This window comes from Paenibacillus sp. PDC88 (assembly GCF_900106725.1).
GTDB lineage: Bacteria > Bacillota > Bacilli > Paenibacillales > Paenibacillaceae > Paenibacillus > Paenibacillus shunpengii.
Window position 1 is genome coordinate 698,982 of the sequence record NZ_FNNT01000001.1, and the last position, 18,581, is coordinate 717,562.

17 protein-coding genes are annotated in these 18,581 nt (G+C 45.5%); 6 read left to right on the forward strand and 11 right to left on the reverse strand.

Annotated elements, in window-relative coordinates:
- Positions 1–150 precede the first annotated feature (150 nt).
- Positions 151–1,509 (forward strand): MATE family efflux transporter, encoded by a 1,359-nt coding sequence (locus BLW49_RS03150; RefSeq protein ID WP_090723099.1) that lies wholly within the window; start codon positions 151–153, stop codon positions 1,507–1,509.
- 78 nt (positions 1,510–1,587) lie between these two features.
- Here BLW49_RS03150 and pfkA read toward each other — a convergent pair whose 3' ends face one another.
- Together pfkA and BLW49_RS03160 are read right to left on the reverse strand one after the other, a co-directional pair.
- The gene (gene pfkA / locus BLW49_RS03155) at positions 1,588–2,559 is read right to left on the reverse strand and encodes a 6-phosphofructokinase (protein WP_076311352.1); all 972 of its coding nucleotides are present in this window, start codon (positions 2,557–2,559) and stop codon (positions 1,588–1,590) included.
- A 23-nt stretch (positions 2,560–2,582) separates the two neighbouring features.
- Positions 2,583–3,611: a tetraprenyl-beta-curcumene synthase family protein gene (locus BLW49_RS03160; protein ID WP_076312528.1), complete on the reverse strand. Its 1,029-nt coding sequence runs from the start codon at positions 3,609–3,611 to the stop codon at positions 2,583–2,585.
- A gap of 351 nt (positions 3,612–3,962) precedes the next feature.
- Between BLW49_RS03160 and BLW49_RS03165 the strand changes: the two genes are divergently transcribed.
- Positions 3,963–5,300: a multi antimicrobial extrusion protein MatE gene (locus BLW49_RS03165; protein WP_090723101.1), complete on the forward strand. Its 1,338-nt coding sequence runs from the start codon at positions 3,963–3,965 to the stop codon at positions 5,298–5,300.
- A 136-nt stretch (positions 5,301–5,436) separates the two neighbouring features.
- Here the strand turns inward: BLW49_RS03165 and BLW49_RS03170 are convergent, their stop codons facing one another.
- A complete protein-coding gene (locus BLW49_RS03170; protein ID WP_047909861.1) occupies positions 5,437–5,634 on the reverse strand; it encodes a cold shock domain-containing protein in 198 nt (65 codons plus the stop codon).
- A gap of 163 nt (positions 5,635–5,797) precedes the next feature.
- Here BLW49_RS03170 and BLW49_RS03175 point away from each other — a divergent pair, with 163 nt between their 5' ends.
- The 4 genes from BLW49_RS03175 to BLW49_RS03190 all read left to right on the forward strand — a co-directional run bounded on the left by BLW49_RS03175 (position 5,798) and on the right by BLW49_RS03190 (position 9,362).
- Positions 5,798–6,031: a hypothetical protein gene (locus BLW49_RS03175; RefSeq protein ID WP_076311354.1), complete on the forward strand. Its 234-nt coding sequence runs from the start codon at positions 5,798–5,800 to the stop codon at positions 6,029–6,031.
- A 6-nt stretch (positions 6,032–6,037) separates the two neighbouring features.
- Positions 6,038–6,220 carry a hypothetical protein gene (locus BLW49_RS03180; RefSeq protein WP_076311355.1) on the forward strand — a complete coding sequence of 61 codons (183 nt, stop codon included), beginning with the start codon at positions 6,038–6,040 and terminating at the stop codon, positions 6,218–6,220.
- A gap of 237 nt (positions 6,221–6,457) precedes the next feature.
- Entirely contained in the window at positions 6,458–8,248 is a 1,791-nt protein-coding gene (pepF, locus tag BLW49_RS03185; protein ID WP_090723102.1) for an oligoendopeptidase F, read from the forward strand.
- Positions 8,249–8,324: 76 nt separating this feature from the next.
- Complete coding sequence (locus tag BLW49_RS03190; protein ID WP_076311357.1) at positions 8,325–9,362, forward strand: M42 family metallopeptidase; 1,038 nt, start codon at positions 8,325–8,327, stop codon at positions 9,360–9,362.
- 128 nt (positions 9,363–9,490) lie between these two features.
- On the opposite strand, the gene BLW49_RS03195 is transcribed toward BLW49_RS03190, so the two are convergent.
- The 8 genes from BLW49_RS03195 to hemE all read right to left on the reverse strand — a co-directional run bounded on the left by BLW49_RS03195 (position 9,491) and on the right by hemE (position 18,518).
- Positions 9,491–10,429 (reverse strand): hypothetical protein, encoded by a 939-nt coding sequence (locus tag BLW49_RS03195; RefSeq protein ID WP_090723104.1) that lies wholly within the window; start codon positions 10,427–10,429, stop codon positions 9,491–9,493.
- Between the two features lie 27 nt (positions 10,430–10,456).
- Complete coding sequence (locus BLW49_RS03200) at positions 10,457–12,385, reverse strand: ABC-F family ATP-binding cassette domain-containing protein (protein WP_090723105.1); 1,929 nt, start codon at positions 12,383–12,385, stop codon at positions 10,457–10,459.
- Between the two features lie 91 nt (positions 12,386–12,476).
- Positions 12,477–13,292, reverse strand: coding sequence for a DUF92 domain-containing protein (locus tag BLW49_RS03205; RefSeq protein WP_090723107.1), 816 nt, complete (start codon positions 13,290–13,292; stop codon positions 12,477–12,479).
- Between the two features lie 169 nt (positions 13,293–13,461).
- Positions 13,462–14,088, reverse strand: coding sequence for a fumarylacetoacetate hydrolase family protein (locus tag BLW49_RS03210; protein WP_090723813.1), 627 nt, complete (start codon positions 14,086–14,088; stop codon positions 13,462–13,464).
- 33 nt (positions 14,089–14,121) lie between these two features.
- Positions 14,122–14,874, reverse strand: coding sequence for a glycerophosphodiester phosphodiesterase (locus BLW49_RS03215; RefSeq protein WP_090723109.1), 753 nt, complete (start codon positions 14,872–14,874; stop codon positions 14,122–14,124).
- Between the two features lie 23 nt (positions 14,875–14,897).
- Positions 14,898–16,271: a CapA family protein gene (locus tag BLW49_RS03220; RefSeq protein WP_076311362.1), complete on the reverse strand. Its 1,374-nt coding sequence runs from the start codon at positions 16,269–16,271 to the stop codon at positions 14,898–14,900.
- 216 nt (positions 16,272–16,487) lie between these two features.
- On the reverse strand, positions 16,488–17,432 hold the full coding sequence (hemH, locus tag BLW49_RS03225) for a ferrochelatase (protein ID WP_076311363.1): 945 nt from the start codon (positions 17,430–17,432) through the stop codon (positions 16,488–16,490).
- Between the two features lie 27 nt (positions 17,433–17,459).
- Positions 17,460–18,518 (reverse strand): uroporphyrinogen decarboxylase, encoded by a 1,059-nt coding sequence (hemE, locus tag BLW49_RS03230; protein ID WP_076311364.1) that lies wholly within the window; start codon positions 18,516–18,518, stop codon positions 17,460–17,462.
- Positions 18,519–18,581: the final 63 nt, after the last annotated feature.

The following is an 18,581-nucleotide window of genomic DNA, read 5'->3' on the forward strand; positions in this document are numbered from 1 at the left end:
ATCGCTGCCGGGGGAGCGGTTTTTTAATGCTCATCTTCTCCCTCTCTCTAACCTCCATAAATTAAACTGTTCAAATCAAACGTTATGTTTTAAAATATTTTTTTGTGCAATTCATTAGTGAACTATAACTTATCGCATGGAGATCAACAAATGAAACCAACACTTAACAATGCTCAAAAGTGGAAACAATTCTTCGTTATATTGCTTCCCATACTCATTACCCAAATCTCATTATCGGCCATGACGTTCTTTGACACGAACATGTCCGGACATTTTAGTCCGGTGGATCTGGCCGGCGTTGCCATCGGAAGCAGTCTGTGGATACCAATTCAAACAGGCCTCAGCGGTATCTTATTGGGCATCACCCCGATTGTTTCCCAGCTTGTGGGGAGTGGTGAGAAAAATAAAGTCCGGTACAATGTAATACAGGCGCTGTATCTTGCTGGCGCTCTCGGAATCGTGGTCATTGCCGCCGGCATGATCCTGCTGAATCCCGTTCTTCAGTTTATGAACCTAGAGCAACGGGTCGAGGATGTCGCCTTCTATTACCTGTTTGCCATGGCCTTCGGTATCGTTCCCTTATTCGGGTACACGGTACTCCGAAATTACATGGATGCTTTGGGACAAACTCGAATTACAATGATGATTACCCTGATTTCATTACCCGTCAACATTTTACTGAACTATGTGCTCATCTTTGGAAATTTAGGTGTTCCTCAGTTTGGTGGGATTGGTGCCGGTATTGCTTCGGCAGTCACCTATTGGGTTATTTTTATCATTTCTATCTTTTTTGTCCACCGGGTTGAGCCGTTTGCTCAATATGGTATATTTCGTGAACGGCACAAAATTTCTATTCAGAAATGGAAAGAATTAACGCAGATTGGAGTGCCCATTGGATTTGCTATTTTTTTTGAAACTTCGATCTTCTCTGCTGTTACCCTGCTAATGAGCCGATTTGACACGAATACGATAGCAGCACATCAGGCTGCCTTGAATTTTGCTTCAACTCTATATATGCTCCCACTGAGCATCAGCATGGCTTTAACGATACTTGTCGGATATGAAGTCGGGGCACAACGGGCAAAGGATGCGAGAACATACAGCAGGATCGGCATCGGGTCAGCGATCATACTATCACTTGTCACAGCAGTCATTCTGATGGTATTCGGCGAACAAGTGGCTCGAATATATTCTACCGAAAGAACCGTCATTGAACTAATACAGCCTTTTCTTGTTTATGCCATTTTCTTTCAAATTTCGGATGCAGTGGCGACACCGGTTCAAGGTGCTTTGCGTGGATATAAGGACGTGAATCCTGCATTTTTCATCACACTAGTCGCTTATTGGCTGATCGGACTGCCTGTCGGACATCTGACAGCTACCTATACAGAATTAGGGCCATACGGGTACTGGATCGGATTAATCGCAGGGCTCGCGGTAGGTGCTGCAGCTCTAATGTGGAGATTGATCGCCGTTCAGCTTAAGTTCAGCACACAGAAGAATCGTTAAATTTATAAACCTTAATCAAAAAAAGCTGACTCGTTGATACCTGCAGAGGTAATTCGAATCAGCTTTTTTATTGATGTGTTATTGAGAAAGACGAATGGCTAGCTCATACATGTCCATATCAATAGAGCTCTTTGTATTAACAACAAGGTCGATATCCGTAAGCGTCAATTGATTATTAATAATACCACAAGCCTTGTCCGATTCGCCCTCAATCAGCTTACGTACAGCAAAATCACCTAATTTGCTTGCAAGATTGCGGTCAAACGGAGTCGGAGTACCACCACGCTGAATGTGTCCAAGCACCGTAACACGCGGCTCATAAGATGGGCAGCGAGCCATAATCTCTTTGGCTACATCCTCACCTTTACCCACACCCTCGGCAACAATAATGATACTGTGGCGCTTACCGTGCTCAAAATTCGACTGCATACGCTGAGCAACCTCATCCATATCGAACGGAACTTCAGGTACGAGGATGGTTTCTGCACCCGAAGCAAGTCCTGCATGCAGCGCAATATCACCGCAATGACGTCCCATAACCTCAACAATGGAGGAGCGTTCATGAGAACTCATCGTATCACGCAGCTTGTTCACTGCATCCACTACAACGCTGACGGCTGTATCGAAACCGATCGTATAATCTGTAAAAGAAATATCATTATCGATCGTGCCTGGAAGTCCCATTGTTTTGATGCCCAGCTTACTCAGCTTGTTAGCACCTTGATAAGAGCCGTCACCACCGATAACGATGAGGCCATCAATACCACGCGAGCGCAAAACATCCGCACCCTTCTGCTGGCCTTCAAGCGTCATAAATTCTTTACAGCGAGCGGATTGAAGAATTGTTCCTCCACGCTGAATGATATCACCTACACTGCGCAGATCCATCGGGAATATGTCATTGTTCAGCAGGCCCTGGTAACCACGCTGGATACCAAAAACCTCTAAACCATAATACAGACCGCTGCGAACAACAGCACGAACGGCTGCGTTCATCCCTTGCGAATCTCCTCCACTTGTCAATACTGCGATTCTTTTGACTGCTGTCATTGATGACTTCCTCCTCTTAATTCTCAATACATATGTTTACGAATCCATTTGGAATTGGCTAGAAAAAAGCGCCTTGTGACAGGGCTGTTCTTCAGCAATCTTTTGGATACGGAACGAACTTCCTGCTGCTCACTGACTTTAGGATCAGATAAATACAGGGCAAGCAGCCCTTCTATGATCATACGATGAAAAGAGCTTGCAGGGATAGCTGAAACATCCTCCTGCGCCTTATCAACAATGTAGGCAATACGCTCGATCATCTCATTCTCACTTTCGTAATAATTACAAAAGTTCAAATCACCGCCCTGCCTGTCTTCTTCCTGATCAATCAAATAATCCAGCATGATGTGCAGTCCCGTCACATGCGGAAAATAAGAGGCATGTATGGAGGATGCTCCATCATCATCAAGATGCGGGTCTGAAGCAGCAAGGAATAGCATGAATACTCCCAGTGTGGAACCCGTAGCTGCTGCAAATTCATTCCAGTTCAGCTCAGGTGTGCGGTGCTTGTGAAGCTCCCACCATTCAAGCAGCGCTTTCTCGCGAAGCTCGGGATGAATGTGCTTGTACACCTGCAGATCTACATACAGACCGGCTAGATCCGTTACATACGATTGCGCTTGATTGTAACCTGGCAGCTTCTTTATGCAGGATTGGCAGGTAAGTACTAGGCTATGCAAATATCCGTCATCTACCTGTTCGTCACGCAAAGCGTAATAGTTCGTCAGCTCTGCTTCAGGATTAACCGCATCAAGCATTGATTTATGTAACAGCCTGAAGTCTCCTTCATCCATGGAAGTGCTCCGATCACATAAGTTGTCCAGGTAGTCACTAATCGTCTGATAAGAAACAATAAGAGGAATGAGCACATTCCGCATTGGCAAGTTAACAGCTGCATAAATGGAGCCGCCCTCACAGTGGAACTGTTTGCTTGCTATGCTTGCAAGCGCTTGGGTTCTAAGCTCTTGGTCAGGAATTTGTTCTGCTCTCGTCTTTATTAGTTTAAGCTCTTTTCTTGCTTCAGGCAGTATATATTTATACACCCGATTCATCAATCCGATGGGCCCCCGTGGAACATTGCGATTATGTTGTTTTTGTTTAATCAAATAACGGTGCCTCCACTATGTTATCTACATATTCATACCTGTTCAAACCACTTTCATTATAATATGACATGTGAATTTGTACAAATAAACGATAGGAAAAAGTCCATATTACCATATAAAGCGAATACATTTTTTAGAAACAATAGGTCGCAAAATCCATACCGCTTCTTATTCTATAAATGAAAACGCATAACTCATGCATTGGGGGTTCGAAAATGAAGTATCAAAATTAGGTTGTCGCCGTGACTATTTATGATATAATTTCCATATTTCAATGTAAAAAGGAGTTTACACAACATGTCATCCGATGAACCCCTGTCGTGGAGAAGACTGCTCGCTTTCTTCATTCCTCTAGGAATATCAGCCTCTCTTGTGACCATCTCTCATGTCATTATTAACAGCACACTGGCGAGATCCGACCAAGCCGAGGTCGTCATTGCAAGTTATGCACTGGCTGGAAGTTTGCTCGCAGTTACCGAACGGCCCTCTACCTTATTGCGCCAAACATGCTCCGCACTGGTCAGGGACCGGCTTTCTTTTCAGGCCCTCATTTATGTAACCAAAATCTTTCTTGCAGCTGTGCTGCTGCTTGGCGGTGCTATCGTATACACACCTATAGGAACCTCAATCTTCAAGTACTTGTTTGGTGTGGATAAAGCTCTGCTCGAACCGGTTATCCAGGTCTATCAAATTCTCATGTTTGTCAGCATTTTCTCAGTTATACGCAATATCTATCAAGGCGTTATTATTACTAATAACAAGACCAAATGGCTGACGATCGGAATGATAATTCGGCTCGCTGGCATGTATTCATTATCGCTGTACTTTATATGGACCGATTCAGTAACCAGCGGTACAGTGGGTGCGATTATTTTCGCCGCAGGCATGCTTATCGAAGCCGCAGTCAGCTATCTGGAAGGACGTAAAATAGTACAGCACATGCCGGAACAAATAGAAGAGCATCACATTAAGACGAAGGGACAGGTATTCTATTTCTATAAGCCGCTGCTCTTATCCAGTCTTGTCGCTATGTTTATAGGCCCCATCATTAATATCATGCTTGGAAAAACCGAGGGCATCGCCCTGGCGATCTCCTCATTCGCTATTGCAGGGAGCATCATGCAGCTCATGCTGAGCTTCTTCACCTATATTCATCAGATCGTACTGAATTTCTACAATGCTTATCCTAGAAAGGTAAATCAGTTTGCCCTTACAATGGGATTCATTCCATTTCTCTTAACTTTGACGGTTGCCTACACCCCGCTGGGTCCTTGGTTTCTTGAACATGCAATGAATGTTCGCGGTGAGCTGCTCGAGGAGAGCCTGCGCACTTTACGGGCCTTTATTTCGTTCACACTCATCACACCGTTCCTGGATTACAGTAATGGGCTCATCCTGCTGCGGGGACAAACCAAGACCATGTTCCGATCGCAGACAGCCAATGCCATCTGCACAACGATCGTGCTCATTATCCTCGTTCTTGCCGCTCCAGGGCTGAACGGTGTTATAGGCGCTGTCGCTCAATCCACCGGCCTGCTTGCAGAACTGCTGATCGTATGGATGGTTATTCGCCGAACGAATCGCGAGCCCAGCTTACAATCAAAATCATCACCGAACAAATCCATAGATGCTTAATCACATAGATGTGAAGATTGTGTGAATAAAATCACAGCAAAGACCAAAAAAGCACAGTCCCCCAAGTGGGGAACTGTGCTCTCAATTTTCGCTTTCATACAAACTTGTATAAGAAATCCGGTAACCGGAACAATTCTTACAGTTTGATTACGTTAGCTGCTTGAGGACCACGGTTGCCTTCAGTGATTTCGAATTCTACCGCTTGACCTTCTTCCAAAGTTTTGAAACCGTCACCTTGGATTGCTGAGAAGTGAACGAATACATCGTCTCCGCCTTCTACTTGAATGAAGCCATAACCTTTTTCTGCATTAAACCATTTAACTGTACCTTTCAAATGAACAACCTCCTAAAAATGCCGCCATCTATGGCGAATATCTACATTATACTTTATTGATTTTTACTTTGCAATTAAACTTTTTCGGTTTCCGTAAAATAATTTGCTTTGGCATCAAGGGTAAGGTATCATTTTACCAAAACCGCAAATTGGAGAAATGCACATGATTAAAAAACATCAAATATACAAAAAAGACAAGTGGAATATGATGACTGTAGAGGTTCAGGGACGTTACCTCGTTCTTCGTGAAATCTCAGATCAATGGGGCGAGGAAACCCACACCTTTATGAGCAGACCCGCACTTATGCAATGGGCTGAGAACCGTTTTCCTAAGGAGAACTATACAGATAATGAAGAAGAATGGATCGAGATTATGAAAGCCTTCAAAGAGGTGTAACTATAAATGGATGTTGGCATGAGCTATGTCATTTTTATTGTTGCGGCCTTCTTGCTGGGCTTTGTCATTATCACGAAGAGAGACAGTATACCCGATAAGCTGCGGCGACCGCTTGCCATCGCTGCCTTGTTAATGGTCGTGCTCGCTTTTATCCTCATTGTATACAGCATGGTATCACTCGGGAGCTAACCTCTGAATTTCAGATTGGTCATATACATAAGCTCCCTTTCAAATATTTCAGTATCATGTCGGTCATACTAAGCGTTAGTGCCTTAATTATAAGGAGGATACGCTTTAGTGAATGCGAGAAGAACCATCTCCATTGCTGTCATTGCTGCATGCATCTTGTCTCAGACCGCTTCAGCCTATGCACAGACTGACCGACCTGAACCGTCGTTATCGTATAATCATCAAAGGAGGATGAATATGAGTAAAGTGTTAAAACGCAGTGAAGTACCTGTAGAGAACCAGTGGAAACTAAGTAATATTTTCGAGAGTCAAGCTGCCTGGGACAAGGAATATGAAGAAGTCAAGAAGCTGGCTCAGCAGGCTGGGGAATATCAAGGGAAGCTGAATAATGAGAACAGCATAAAGTCCTGCTTCGAGCTGGAGGATGACATTTCACTCAAGACCGAGCGTTTGTACGTGTACGCTCATATGCATCATGATGAAGATACAGCCGATCCTACATATCAATCCCTTCTGCAAAAAGCAAAAAAATTAAGTGTTCAGGTCAGCGAGTCCCTGTCGTTTGTTGTGCCGGAAATTCTGGCGCTGCCCGAGGATCAACTAGACGCATTTATTGCCAGCCCTACACTCAAACCATTTAAATTTACGCTCGTTGAGATGAAACGTGAGAAGGCACATGTTCTCTCCAAGACAGAGGAAGCGCTGCTTGCACAAGTCGGCAACCTGTCTCAGGCACCGCAAACGATCTTTGGCATGCTGAACAATGCAGATATGAAATTTCCGAAGATCAAGGATGAGAACGGCAATGAAGTGGATCTCACTCACGGCAGCTACATTCAGTTTCTTGAGAGCCCAAATAGGGAAGTCCGGGAACGCGCATTCAAGGCAGTGTACAGCACCTACGCCAAGAACAAGAATACAATTGCCGCTACACTGAATGCGAATGTAAACAAAAATATATTCTATTCCACAGTACGTAAATATCCTTCCGTCATGGAAATGTCTCTATACGGGGACAACATTCCGAAGGAAGTGTATACGAACCTGATCGATACCATTCATGAGAGTCTGCCCCTTCTGCATCGTTATATGAATTTGCGTAAAAAGCTGCTGGGTACCGACGATCTCCATATGTATGATCTGTTCGCACCACTGGTCGAGGAATACAAGATGGACATCACCTATGATGAAGCCAAGAAAACAGTTAAAGAAAGTCTGAAGCCGCTTGGAGAAGAGTACTTGACTGCACTTCAGGAAGGCTATGATAACGGCTGGATCGACGTATATGAGAATGAGAACAAACGTACAGGTGCATACAGCTGGGGTGCTTACGGCACTCACCCTTACGTGCTGCTGAATCATAAGGATAATCTGAACAGCATGTTTACTCTGACGCATGAGATGGGTCATGCGCTGCACTCCTATTTCTCAGACAAAGCTCTGAAATACAGAGATGCACAGTACACCATCTTCCTTGCAGAGGTCGCTTCTACAACAAATGAGGCATTGCTAATGGATTATCTCCTTAACAAATCAACAGATCCCAAAGAGAAGCTGTATCTGCTGACCTATTATGCGGATCAATTCCGTACTACGGTGTTCCGTCAAACGATGTTTGCTGAATTTGAGAAAATCATTCATGAGCGGGCAGAACAAGGGGAATCTCTGACTCCTCAATTGCTGTCTGAAATATACTATGATCTGAACAAAAAGTACCATGGTGAAGGAATGGTCGTGGACCAGGATATTGAGATGGAATGGGCTCGTATTCCTCACTTCTATACCAGCTTCTACGTTTATAAATACGCAACAGGCTTCTCAGCAGCGACCAGCTTTGCGAAGCAAATTCTAGAAGAAGGCGAGCCGGCTGTTGATCGCTATCTTGGCTTCCTGAAGAGCGGCGGCAGTGACTATTCAATCAATATTCTGGAGAAAGCCGGCGTAGATATGTCCTCTCCAGAGCCAATTCGTGAAGCTATGACTGTGTTCGAAGATGTTATATCGCAAATGGAGCAGCTTACTAAATAAAGCTTCAATCCTATGATCCCTTGCCCATAACGGCAAGGGATTTGATTATGTACACATGAAGGAGAGATCTCGGACGATGACAATTCAAATGAATGAGCAATACACACTGGATTTGTTAAAAAAGCTGTTGGAGACACCTAGTCCAAGCGGCTTTACTCACCACATTATGGAGCTGATGGAAGCCGAAACAAAAAGTTTAGATGCCGCTTATGAAAGAAATGCCAAAGGTGGACTCATCATTACTATGCCTGGAGAAGACAACAGTCGTACCATCGCGCTAAGTGCACATGTAGATACGCTAGGCGCAATGGTCCGTTCGGTTACAAATCACGGCACACTGAAGCTCACTTCAATCGGAGGCTTCATGATGCAATCCATTGAAAATGAATACTGTCAAATTCATACTCGCAGCGGTAAAGTATACACCGGTACTATTATGTCTACTCAGCCATCCGTACACGTGTACAGTGGAGCAAGAGATTTCAAACGTGAAGAGAGCGTAATGGAAATTCGAATTGATGAAGTGGTCGAGAGTAAACAGGATGTGCTTCAGCTCGGAATCGCGGTGGGTGATTTCATTTCTTTTAACCCCCGTGTAGAATTCACACCTAGCGGTTATATCAAATCCAGACATCTTGACGATAAAGCCAGTATCGCTGCCTTGTTTGCCCTGCTTGAATCCACAAAGCGTGAAGGCTGGAAGCCTCGGCATCAGGTTAAATTACTGATCAGCAATTACGAAGAAGTCGGACATGGAACGGCTTATATCCCTTCGGATATCGACGAGATGATTGCGGTTGACATGGGTGCGATGGGTGACGATTTAAGCTGTAAGGAGACCGATGTATCCATCTGTGCCAAGGACTCCTCCGGTCCATATGATTATGAGATGACGACCCGTCTGATCGAGCTGGCTAAGAGTGCCGACATTCCATATGCCGTGGATATTTACCCTCACTATGGTTCTGATGCATCTGCTGCACTGCGTGGAGGCAACAATATACGAGCAGCTCTGGTTGGTCCAGGTGTACATGCTTCTCATGCGATGGAGAGAACGCATAAGCAGGCTGTTCTGAATACAGCCCGACTCCTAGGAGCATACATTACCAGCTAATTGGATATACCAGAACAAATTCATTCATTCGTTAAAATAGAAGGACTCGCCGCAGACCTGTCTTGGGTCTATATCGGCGAGTCCTTCTTAAATATAACTAAATTGGTCTCATCATCAGCAGCTGCCGGCTATTCAGCCTCTTCAACAAAGCTTCTTCGCTCCTGCTGCAACTTATCAAGTTCAAGCTTGAGACTGTCTCTTGTGGAAGATAGGGACGACAGGACACGTTCAACCTCCCTCACGCCCCGGCCAACCTGCTCTTTACCTTCATTAATTTTATTTTGTACCAGCCAATCTGTGAAGAAGCCATCCAGAAAATAATCAGCAAAGCTCAGCATACCGTCAATCTTTAACTGACCTTGAATGGATAGATCTACATCTCTCAGCTCTTCCTGAAACTCACGCAAATGATATTGTGCAGAATGCACATGAGATTCAGCTTCATCCACACGACTATGCTTAATATAGGTCGAGAATGCTCCCCCGCCGAGCATATCATAGGTTCCCCAATTTCCGGCGGAACGGAGTGCTTCCTCAGCCTCATGAAGACTATGCAGCACTCTATGTCCTGCCCTCTCTGCTTCATCAACCTCTTTGATCTGACCCTTCAGCTTAGCTTCGTGCTCAAGCGAGGTTAGAATGAACGGAGAGGTATCCAGCAGGGTATCCTGCTTCTTATTCATCAGCTGCTCATATTCCTGCTCCCAGTTCTGCCACTCTGACAATGCGGCCAGCTCTTCGCTTGCGACTGTCATTTGCTGACGGATGTTGTTCAAGGCATGGACAGCTTCGTCATACCGTCCTTTGCTCTCGAGAAGCTCAGCCTCTTCCTTTTCCAGCCTTTGCTCTTTTTTTCCTACAATGCTGTAGAATACAGAAGAAATTGAGGTACGAGTCAGCGCATCTACATCCTTTTGTTCTGCAGCCAGATGCACTTTACGTTCTGCCACCAACTCTTCTTTTTGCTGCTCAAGCTCTCTCAAATGGTCAAGTCTGGAATTCCATTTAGACAAGAGCCTTCCCTTTTCCTTCAGAAATGCCAGTCGCTCATTCACTTCCTGGTACATAGACTCCTCCTGTTCGATATCCGTCGTTTACTTCTTGCTAAGCTCAATTTGCTCCGCAAGCTCATTAAGATAAGTCCAGCGTTCCATCAAGTATTCAAGATGCCCCTCTGTTTCGGCCTGCTCTTTCATAAGCTCCTGAAGCCTGGAAGCATCACTGAATGCTTCCTCCATCTGTGCAGTAATCTCCTCAAGCTTACGTTCAGTCTCCTCAATCTGGCTGTCTATGAGTTCATATTCACGTTGTTCCTTGAAGCTGAATTTCAGCTTCACTTTAGGGGGCTCTGGTGCAGCTGACGAAGATGAATCGGGCTTCACTGCCTCTTCCTTTTTGCCAATCGGCTTTTGCTGATTGTGTGCGTTTTTAGACAGCCACTCGGCATATTCCGAATAGTTCCCTACATGCACGCGTACCTGACCTTCTCCTTCGAAAGCAAGGACTTTATCTACCGTCCGGTCAAGGAAATACCGGTCATGGGATACCACGAATACAACACCCGGAAAATCATCCAGATACGCCTCAAGCACACTTAGCGTTTGAATATCCAGATCATTCGTCGGCTCATCCAAGAGCAGAACGTTAGGCGCAGACATTAACACACGGAGCAGATACAAACGGCGCTTCTCTCCTCCGGATAATCTTGAAATGTAAGTCCATTGAGCCGCAGGAGGGAATAAGAATCGTTCCAGCATCTGTGCAGCAGTAATCGTCTCCCCTTCTCCGGTTCGGATCACTTCTGCTTCTTCTTTGATGTATTCAATGACCCTCAGATTCTCATCCATCTCCTGATGTTCTTGAGTGAAATAGCCCAGCTTGACGGTAGGCCCAAGGATGATCTCACCGGCATCCGGCTGAATTCCACCTGCAATCATATTCAGCAGCGTAGATTTACCGGTTCCATTAGGGCCCACGATGCCAACACGATCCCCTGGCACCGCAATATAGCTAAGGTTCTCTACCAGCTTCTTGTGCTCTGTACGCTTGGTCAAGCCTTCAATTTCAAGAATTTTCTTGCCGAGCCGGGTTGATGCCACAGACATCTCCAGATTACCTGAACGCTGTACACCCTCCTGATCCTTTAACTGTTCATACCGGTCAATTCTTGCCTTCTGCTTCGTCGTTCTTGCCTTAGCTCCTCTGCGGATCCACGCGAGCTCATTTCGCAGTAAATTCTGGCGCTTCTGTTCAGAAGACGCTTCTCTTTCTTCACGCTCTGCCTTGAGCTCAAGAAACCTGGTGTAATTCGCTTCATAACGAAACAAACGGCCATAATCCAGCTCCAGCATCACATTAGCCACACGATCAAGGAAGTAACGATCATGCGTAATCATGAGTAGTGCACCGCGGCGCTTCTGCAAGTACTGTTCGAGCCATTCCACTGAATCATTATCAATGTGGTTCGTTGGCTCATCCAGAATGAGCAGATCCGAAGGATGGATAAGTGCCGCCGCCAGAGCTACTCTTTTGCGCTGTCCACCAGATAATGAGCCCATTCTCGCATCATATTGCGTAATCCCCAGCTTGGATAGAATGGTTTTTGCCTCACTCTCAAGCTGCCAGGCATCATAGGCTTCCATTTGCTCACTCCGCTTTGTAAGCCGCTGAAGTAAAGCCTCATCGCTCGGTTTGAGCGCGAGCAGCTCCATCGTTTCCATATAATCACGAACGGCTTGCATTTGAGGTGTATCCCCTTGAAACACTTGCTGCAGAACAGTCATATCTGAATCGAAGTCGGGATTTTGGGCAAGCATTTGAACCCTTACTTGATTACCAATCGCAATATTTCCTTCATCCGGCTGTTCAAGCCCCGCAATAACGCGAAGAAAGGTCGATTTACCTGTGCCGTTAACACCTACAATCCCAATCTTGTCCTGATCGCTCATTCCAAAGGATGCATTCTTGAAGAGAATTTTCTCTCCATAGCTTTTAGATAAATTCTCAACTGTCATTATATTCATATCTATGTCCCTACTCTTTTCTATGGATGGAATCCGTTTCTTTTAATACCTAATGATTCGATGATAAAACACAACTTGTACCTGATGAAATTTATAGTAATAACCATCCCAGCAGGATGGCGATACCTCCACCGATGAGTGAGCTGAACAGATTGACCAGGTCATTACTCATCCAGTTGAGCCCCTTGCCCCGCACAGTATTCTGTCCGCAATGATGATGAACTTCTACATCCTTGCTACAGACATTACAGTGATACATGCGCTGAATGGTCGCTCCCATCAGAGAATCGGCATACGCTCCTATGAAGCCGGATACCACTCCGATGATCGCAAATGCGATAAGTGCAGTCAATGATCCCTCTGCTCCAGAGCTTAATACCAGAAACAGATAAGCACATCCCCCAATCATTAGGGCTCCAGCTGCGGCAGCTGCATTCCCCGTTACGGTGACACCTCCCGATGACCCCGGAGGAATAATCTTCCATGTTCTCACTGAACGAGGAGGCTTGGAGCTTAAGCTGCCGATCTCCGTTGCCCAGGTATCTGCCGTAACAGTCGCCATGATGCCGATAAAGGCATATATCCAAACCGGATCGGGAAATATGGCGTGCAGCAGAACCAGCACCATCCCAAGCCCGCCGTTCGCAAGTACTTGACCTGCATCCCGATTTCCTGTCTTTGCATACGATTGTTCGAGCTCCTGCTTCTCCCGCTTCTTGTACTTGGATAGTACCGTCGACGTTATAAAGAAGAGAAGCAGCGTTCCAAACCACATGAGATCGCCTGCCCCATAATACACGGCACCCATGATAACCGCAGCTATGCTGCCCGATAAAGTGAGCGACCGCTTGTAATATGCAGCACCGGCGACAAGGAATGCACACAGCGTTCCAATAATCCAATCCATCTGCCGTCTCCTGATTCTATAGTTATTTTAAATATAGTATACCATGTGCAGCCCGTGATATAGACAAAAAGACACGTCATATACAATCCTGAGGAGGATTAGATAAGCGTGTCTATAACTTCTTACAAGGATAACACAATAATTTCTTTAATTATTTCATAATTGTGCATTAATAACGAACGATCACACTTCCCTTAGCTTCATCTGCCCAGGTCAACTCCAGTCGATCTCCTGGCTCAACAGGACCAACACCAGCCGGAGTTCCTGTAAATATAATATCCCCCGGTCCGAGTCCATAATGTTCGGATAGATAATCCGCTATATTTTGAATGGTAAAAATCATGTCGCGAATGTTTCCGCGCTGCACTTCTTCCTCGTTCTTATTCAGTGTAAATTCGAAATCGGTTAAAGACTGAATAGATTGGACAGGCTCGAATTTGGAGATCGGAGCTGAATTTTTAAATCCCTTTGCTGCTGTCCATGGATGACCTTTTTGTTTGATCACAGACTGTACATCACGCAGTGTAAAGTCGATTCCGAAAGCATATGCGTCGATGACTTCATCAACATTCATACCGGGAGTATGGTCTGCTCCAATTCTCACAACCAGCTCTGCCTCATAATGGATCTCACCTCGGCCCCCTGGAAGAGTAAGCTCTTGATCTTCCATCAGAACGACCGCATGGGAGGGCTTCATAAATATCATAGGTTCGTCAGGTACTGCATTTCCTAGTTCTTCGGCGTGCAGGCGATAGTTGCGGCCAACACAATAGACATTTCTGATCTGTGAATTCATCTTCATCGTAATCCTTTCGCCTTAATGTCTAATTTAAGATTTAAACCATTTCATTGCTTTTTTAGCAAAAGCCTTTTGCCATAATTCCGGATTGTTCGTACACAACATAATATCCTGATCTATTACTGCCAAATTGCGCATAATTCTGGACGAATCTACGGTCCAGGCCATGACATCAATTCCGGTTTTTTTCATGTCGCTTATGAGCTGCTTATTCACATGAGGATAACCTATAGACAGCAGATCACATTTAAGCTCAATAAGTTGACGTGCAAGATCGGGCGGATATGCATTAATGATAAGTCCTGTTCGAGCAAACCGATGAATTAACTTTACTTTAACAAGTGATCTGCGGTCAAATGAAGTAATCACATAATCTGCTTCGTTCCATCTGCCGAACAGCTCCCTTAACACTGCTGCTGGCATGTGAGGATACATATCCCCCGTCGTCTTGAGCTCAATATTCAGCTTGACCCTTCCCCTTGTCCGCTCCAATACTTCAGCCAGAGTTGGAATTCGTTCGCCCGCGTATTTCTTCGACTTCCAGCTGCCTGCATCCAGCTGTTTAAGCTCGTGCAAGGTCATGTCCTTCACAAACCCCTTGCCGTTTGTCGTTCGCTCGAGCCGATAATCATGGATGACAACAGGATAGCCGTCCCGGGATAGCTGAACATCCAGCTCGATCCATTGAACCTGCGCCTGCTCCATTGCAAGCTCAAAGGCAGCCATCGTATTCTCCGGAGCAAGTGAGGAATAACCACGGTGTGCTACACAAGGATTGTTCATCTCCATCTCCTTACACCTATAATTTAATCTGCTGCCGATATGGAGCCATCTGCTCCTACCTTTACGTCAAACGATCTGAGCTCCAGCTCTTTCAAAAGAGCAGCCCCATCCTTATTCTCCATAGGGACCGGCTGCCCCAGCTCGGCATGATAAGGGGTGGCCTTCATCGTGCAGGCCCCATTCTTCTGGCAGCGGGCCTGGAATACGGCGGTTCTCCATGTCTCCTCATTTGTGGATCTTGAGAATATAAAATTGCCTGTACTGTAAGCAATCCATTTTCCTTTATAAGATTCCAGTCCCTGCAATACGTGAGGGTGTCCGCCAATGACCAGATCTGCACCTGCATCAATAAATTCATGTCCCAGCTGTGTTTGGATATCGTTTGGCATCGTCTGACGCTCCTCGCCCCAATGAGACATGACAATGACGAGGTCAGCCTCTTTTCTCGCTTGCCCTATCGCCTTAACAGCATCTGTACTATTATATGCATCTGCAACACCTGGTTTTCCTGATTCAGCTCGCCAGCTTGCTTCAGGAATAACTCTTGTGAAGCCGAGCAGTGCTATGCGCATTCCCTTGACCTCATAATAGACGGGAGCATAGGCAGTCTTGCGATCCAATCCAGCACCAACATAATTTATTTGATAATCCTTCAAATATTTGAGTGTATCGGCAAGTCCTGCCTGCCCTTGATCCAATATATGATTGTTTGCCAGATTAACGATGTCCACTCCTGCTTCCTTCATCGCTTCAAGGGCCTTAGGAGAGGATTTGTACACGTAAGATTTGCCGAGTGCCGCCTCTCCTCCTGTTGTCACCGGTGTTTCCAGATTGATGAACGTAAGATCATCGTTCTTAAAAAGATTGCCTAGATGAAGGTATGGATAATCAAAGCCTTCTCTCTCAAGCAATTCCTCGACTTTACCTGAGAACTGCACATCACCCGCAAAGCTCATAACGACGAATTCACCATCCGCAGGTTCAGCAGACTTATCGGCAGAATCACCTTCGCCAGTCTTCGGGTCTGATTGCTCTTCAGCTTGCTCGGCGGTCGAGGAAGTCGTATCCTCTGAAGCTTCATTCAGCTCCTTATCTTCTGATGATGAAGTGTTCGAATTATCCTCTTCGGATTCAGATGAGGCCCTCTCTCTGTTGTCAACCTCTGCTGTATTCCCAGTCTCATTCGACTCCTGCTCATCCTGGTTCCCTTCAATACTGGATAAGGATACGCCCGGATCTTCCGCAGGACCTGTCAGACCCCCTACTGAATTAAAGTATATGATAATACCTGCGATACATAAAATAAGGACAACGTTCAATGTAACCCACATTTTGCTTCTTCTGCGCTGTTTCGCTTTTTTCGCAGCCGAATGCTTCTCTGATCTTGACGGCAGCATACTCTCTCCTTCTACTTATTCCTGTTCTTAATGAATCAATTAATTCTAATAAAATCCAAATCTATTATACCAGTAAAAGGATATTTCTTGAATCCGGCTATATACTCAGGCTGACGATAGATCAGCAATAAAAAAGAGCCTGCATCCGGAGTGGATGCAAGCCCTCATAGTCTAGCAGACCTTTTATAAAAGCTCCCTACAGTATTATCTAAGAGCTCAGTTTATTCCTTGCCATGATTTAATGACACAGTCACTCAGCGTCTCCATATACAATGGATCATTGTTAAGTGAATCGATCCGCATTAGACGCATATCGAGCTCCTTCGCGATCGCTTTCGCTTCAATATCCAGATCGTACAGCACTTCAAGATGATCAGATACAAAACCTACCGGTGCCACGAGAACATCCTCAACCTGTTCCTTGCTCAGCACCTGCAGGGTGTCGAGAATATCTGGTCCGAGCCATGGGGTAGCTGTCTGACCGGCACTCTGCCATGTAAACTGCCAGTTCTCTATACCTGCCTGCTTGGCAACTGCCTTGGAGGTTTCCAGCAGCTGCTCCGGGTATGGATCTCCCATCTCTACAATCTTCTCCGGCAGGCTGTGCGCACTAAACAGAACGCGAACCGAATCGCGCTTCGCTCCTGCTTCTTCAAATTGATCGAGCTTCGCACTAACGCGTATAGACAATGCTTCAATCAGCTTCGGATGCAGATGATAGGATTCTACAAAGCTCATTTCAATCCCATGCTCTTCAGCCTTCGCTTGTGCTCTTTTGATATAGGACCCAATGCTCATCATAGAGTAGTGAGGGGCTAGAACGATACCTACCGCTCTCTTAATGCCGTCCTTAGCCATTGCATCCACACCATCTTCAATGAACGGACTTGCATGCTTTAAGCCTTGATAACATCGGAATTCTACCCCGGAGGCTCTCTCATCCTGCGCTAACGTCTTCTCAAGGGATTCCACCTGATTGTTCGTATGCTCGCGGAGAGGGAAGACCCCGCCGACGATGGCTTCATATCGCTCCGTAAGTTCGCGAAGCTGCTCCTCAGATGGCTTATTGCCTCTTCTAATATGTGTATAATAAGCTTCTATATCTTCCATACTTTGTGGTGTGCCATACGACATGACAAGCACGCCTACTTGGTTGCTCATAGTAATTCCCACCTTGTCTCTATATGTTTATAGGTGTGCATTCTGAACCTTCAGCGCTTCAGCTGAGTATTCGTGCACATAATCTGTCAGCTCCTTGAGCTTGTCAATAGAAGCCTCGGGAAACAGACCATGCCCCAGATTAAATATGTATCCAGGCTGCTGAATTCCTTCGTCAATAATAGTTTTTGCATACTTCTTAATGACTTCAATAGGTGCTGTAAGTACGTAAGGATCGAGATTCCCTTGAACAGCGAACTTATTCCCCAGTCTTCTTCGACCTTCATTAATGGACACTCTCCAATCCAAACCCACTACATTTGCCTTGATGTCTGAAAGTGTAGGAAGCAGCTCGCCCGAGCTGACGCCTGGAAAATAAATTTTCGGAACGTCCAGATCAGATAATTCTTCGAAGATGCGCGTAATGGTTGGCAGGACGTAAATTTGGAAATCGGCAGGAGACAAGGCCCCAACCCAGCTGTCAAATACCTGGAATGCTTTACCGCCATTCTGAATCTGATGCCTTACATAAGTAATAACCATATCGCCGAGCTTATCCATCAATTGAAACCAAACTGCTGGTTCGCTGTACATCATTTCTTTGGTTCGAATATACCCCTTTGAAGGGCGGCCTTCGATCAAATAGCTGGCAATGGTAAACGGCGCGCCGGCAAAAGTGATGAGAGGAACCGTGAGCTCCTTATCCAGAATACGTATCGTCTCCATAATGTGCGACAAATCCTGTTCAACATTAATTGGACGAAGCTTCTCTACATCGGCTGAAGAACGGATCGGGTTGTGAATAACAGGACCTACATCCTTCACAATATCAAAATCAATACCGATGGAAGCGACCGGATTCATAATATCTGAATATAAAATTGCCGCGTCTACTCCCAATTTACGTACAGGCATGAGGGTTACTTCTGCAGCGAGCTCCGGCTGCTTGCAAATCTCAAGTAAAGTGTACTTCTCTTTGACCTTGCGGTATTCGGGATCGTAACGCCCAGCTTGTCTCATATACCATACGGGAAGCTGATCTACAGGCTGCTTATACCCTGCTCTAATAAACCTATCGTTATATGCCATTTCTTGGCCTCCAATAATGTCGTTTCTTTAATTTCCATTATGCCCTTTTTAAAACCAGCTAAC

What these genes read in the sequence shown, in the direction of transcription:
- BLW49_RS03150 (WP_090723099.1), top strand. Translation starts at nt 151, where the DNA reads ATGAAACCAACACTTAACAATGCTCAAAAGTGGAAACAATTCTTCGTT.
- pfkA (WP_076311352.1), bottom strand. Translation starts at nt 2,559, where the DNA reads ATGACAGCAGTCAAAAGAATCGCAGTATTGACAAGTGGAGGAGATTCG.
- BLW49_RS03160 (WP_076312528.1), bottom strand. Translation starts at nt 3,611, where the DNA reads ATGAATCGGGTGTATAAATATATACTGCCTGAAGCAAGAAAAGAGCTT.
- BLW49_RS03165 (WP_090723101.1), top strand. Translation starts at nt 3,963, where the DNA reads ATGTCATCCGATGAACCCCTGTCGTGGAGAAGACTGCTCGCTTTCTTC.
- BLW49_RS03175 (WP_076311354.1), top strand. Translation starts at nt 5,798, where the DNA reads ATGATTAAAAAACATCAAATATACAAAAAAGACAAGTGGAATATGATG.
- BLW49_RS03180 (WP_076311355.1), top strand. Translation starts at nt 6,038, where the DNA reads ATGGATGTTGGCATGAGCTATGTCATTTTTATTGTTGCGGCCTTCTTG.
- pepF (WP_090723102.1), top strand. Translation starts at nt 6,458, where the DNA reads ATGAGTAAAGTGTTAAAACGCAGTGAAGTACCTGTAGAGAACCAGTGG.
- BLW49_RS03190 (WP_076311357.1), top strand. Translation starts at nt 8,325, where the DNA reads ATGACAATTCAAATGAATGAGCAATACACACTGGATTTGTTAAAAAAG.
- BLW49_RS03195 (WP_090723104.1), bottom strand. Translation starts at nt 10,429, where the DNA reads ATGTACCAGGAAGTGAATGAGCGACTGGCATTTCTGAAGGAAAAGGGA.
- BLW49_RS03200 (WP_090723105.1), bottom strand. Translation starts at nt 12,385, where the DNA reads ATGAATATAATGACAGTTGAGAATTTATCTAAAAGCTATGGAGAGAAA.
- BLW49_RS03205 (WP_090723107.1), bottom strand. Translation starts at nt 13,292, where the DNA reads ATGGATTGGATTATTGGAACGCTGTGTGCATTCCTTGTCGCCGGTGCT.
- BLW49_RS03210 (WP_090723813.1), bottom strand. Translation starts at nt 14,088, where the DNA reads ATGAATTCACAGATCAGAAATGTCTATTGTGTTGGCCGCAACTATCGC.
- BLW49_RS03215 (WP_090723109.1), bottom strand. Translation starts at nt 14,874, where the DNA reads ATGAACAATCCTTGTGTAGCACACCGTGGTTATTCCTCACTTGCTCCG.
- BLW49_RS03220 (WP_076311362.1), bottom strand. Translation starts at nt 16,271, where the DNA reads ATGCTGCCGTCAAGATCAGAGAAGCATTCGGCTGCGAAAAAAGCGAAA.
- hemH (WP_076311363.1), bottom strand. Translation starts at nt 17,432, where the DNA reads ATGAGCAACCAAGTAGGCGTGCTTGTCATGTCGTATGGCACACCACAA.
- hemE (WP_076311364.1), bottom strand. Translation starts at nt 18,518, where the DNA reads ATGGCATATAACGATAGGTTTATTAGAGCAGGGTATAAGCAGCCTGTA.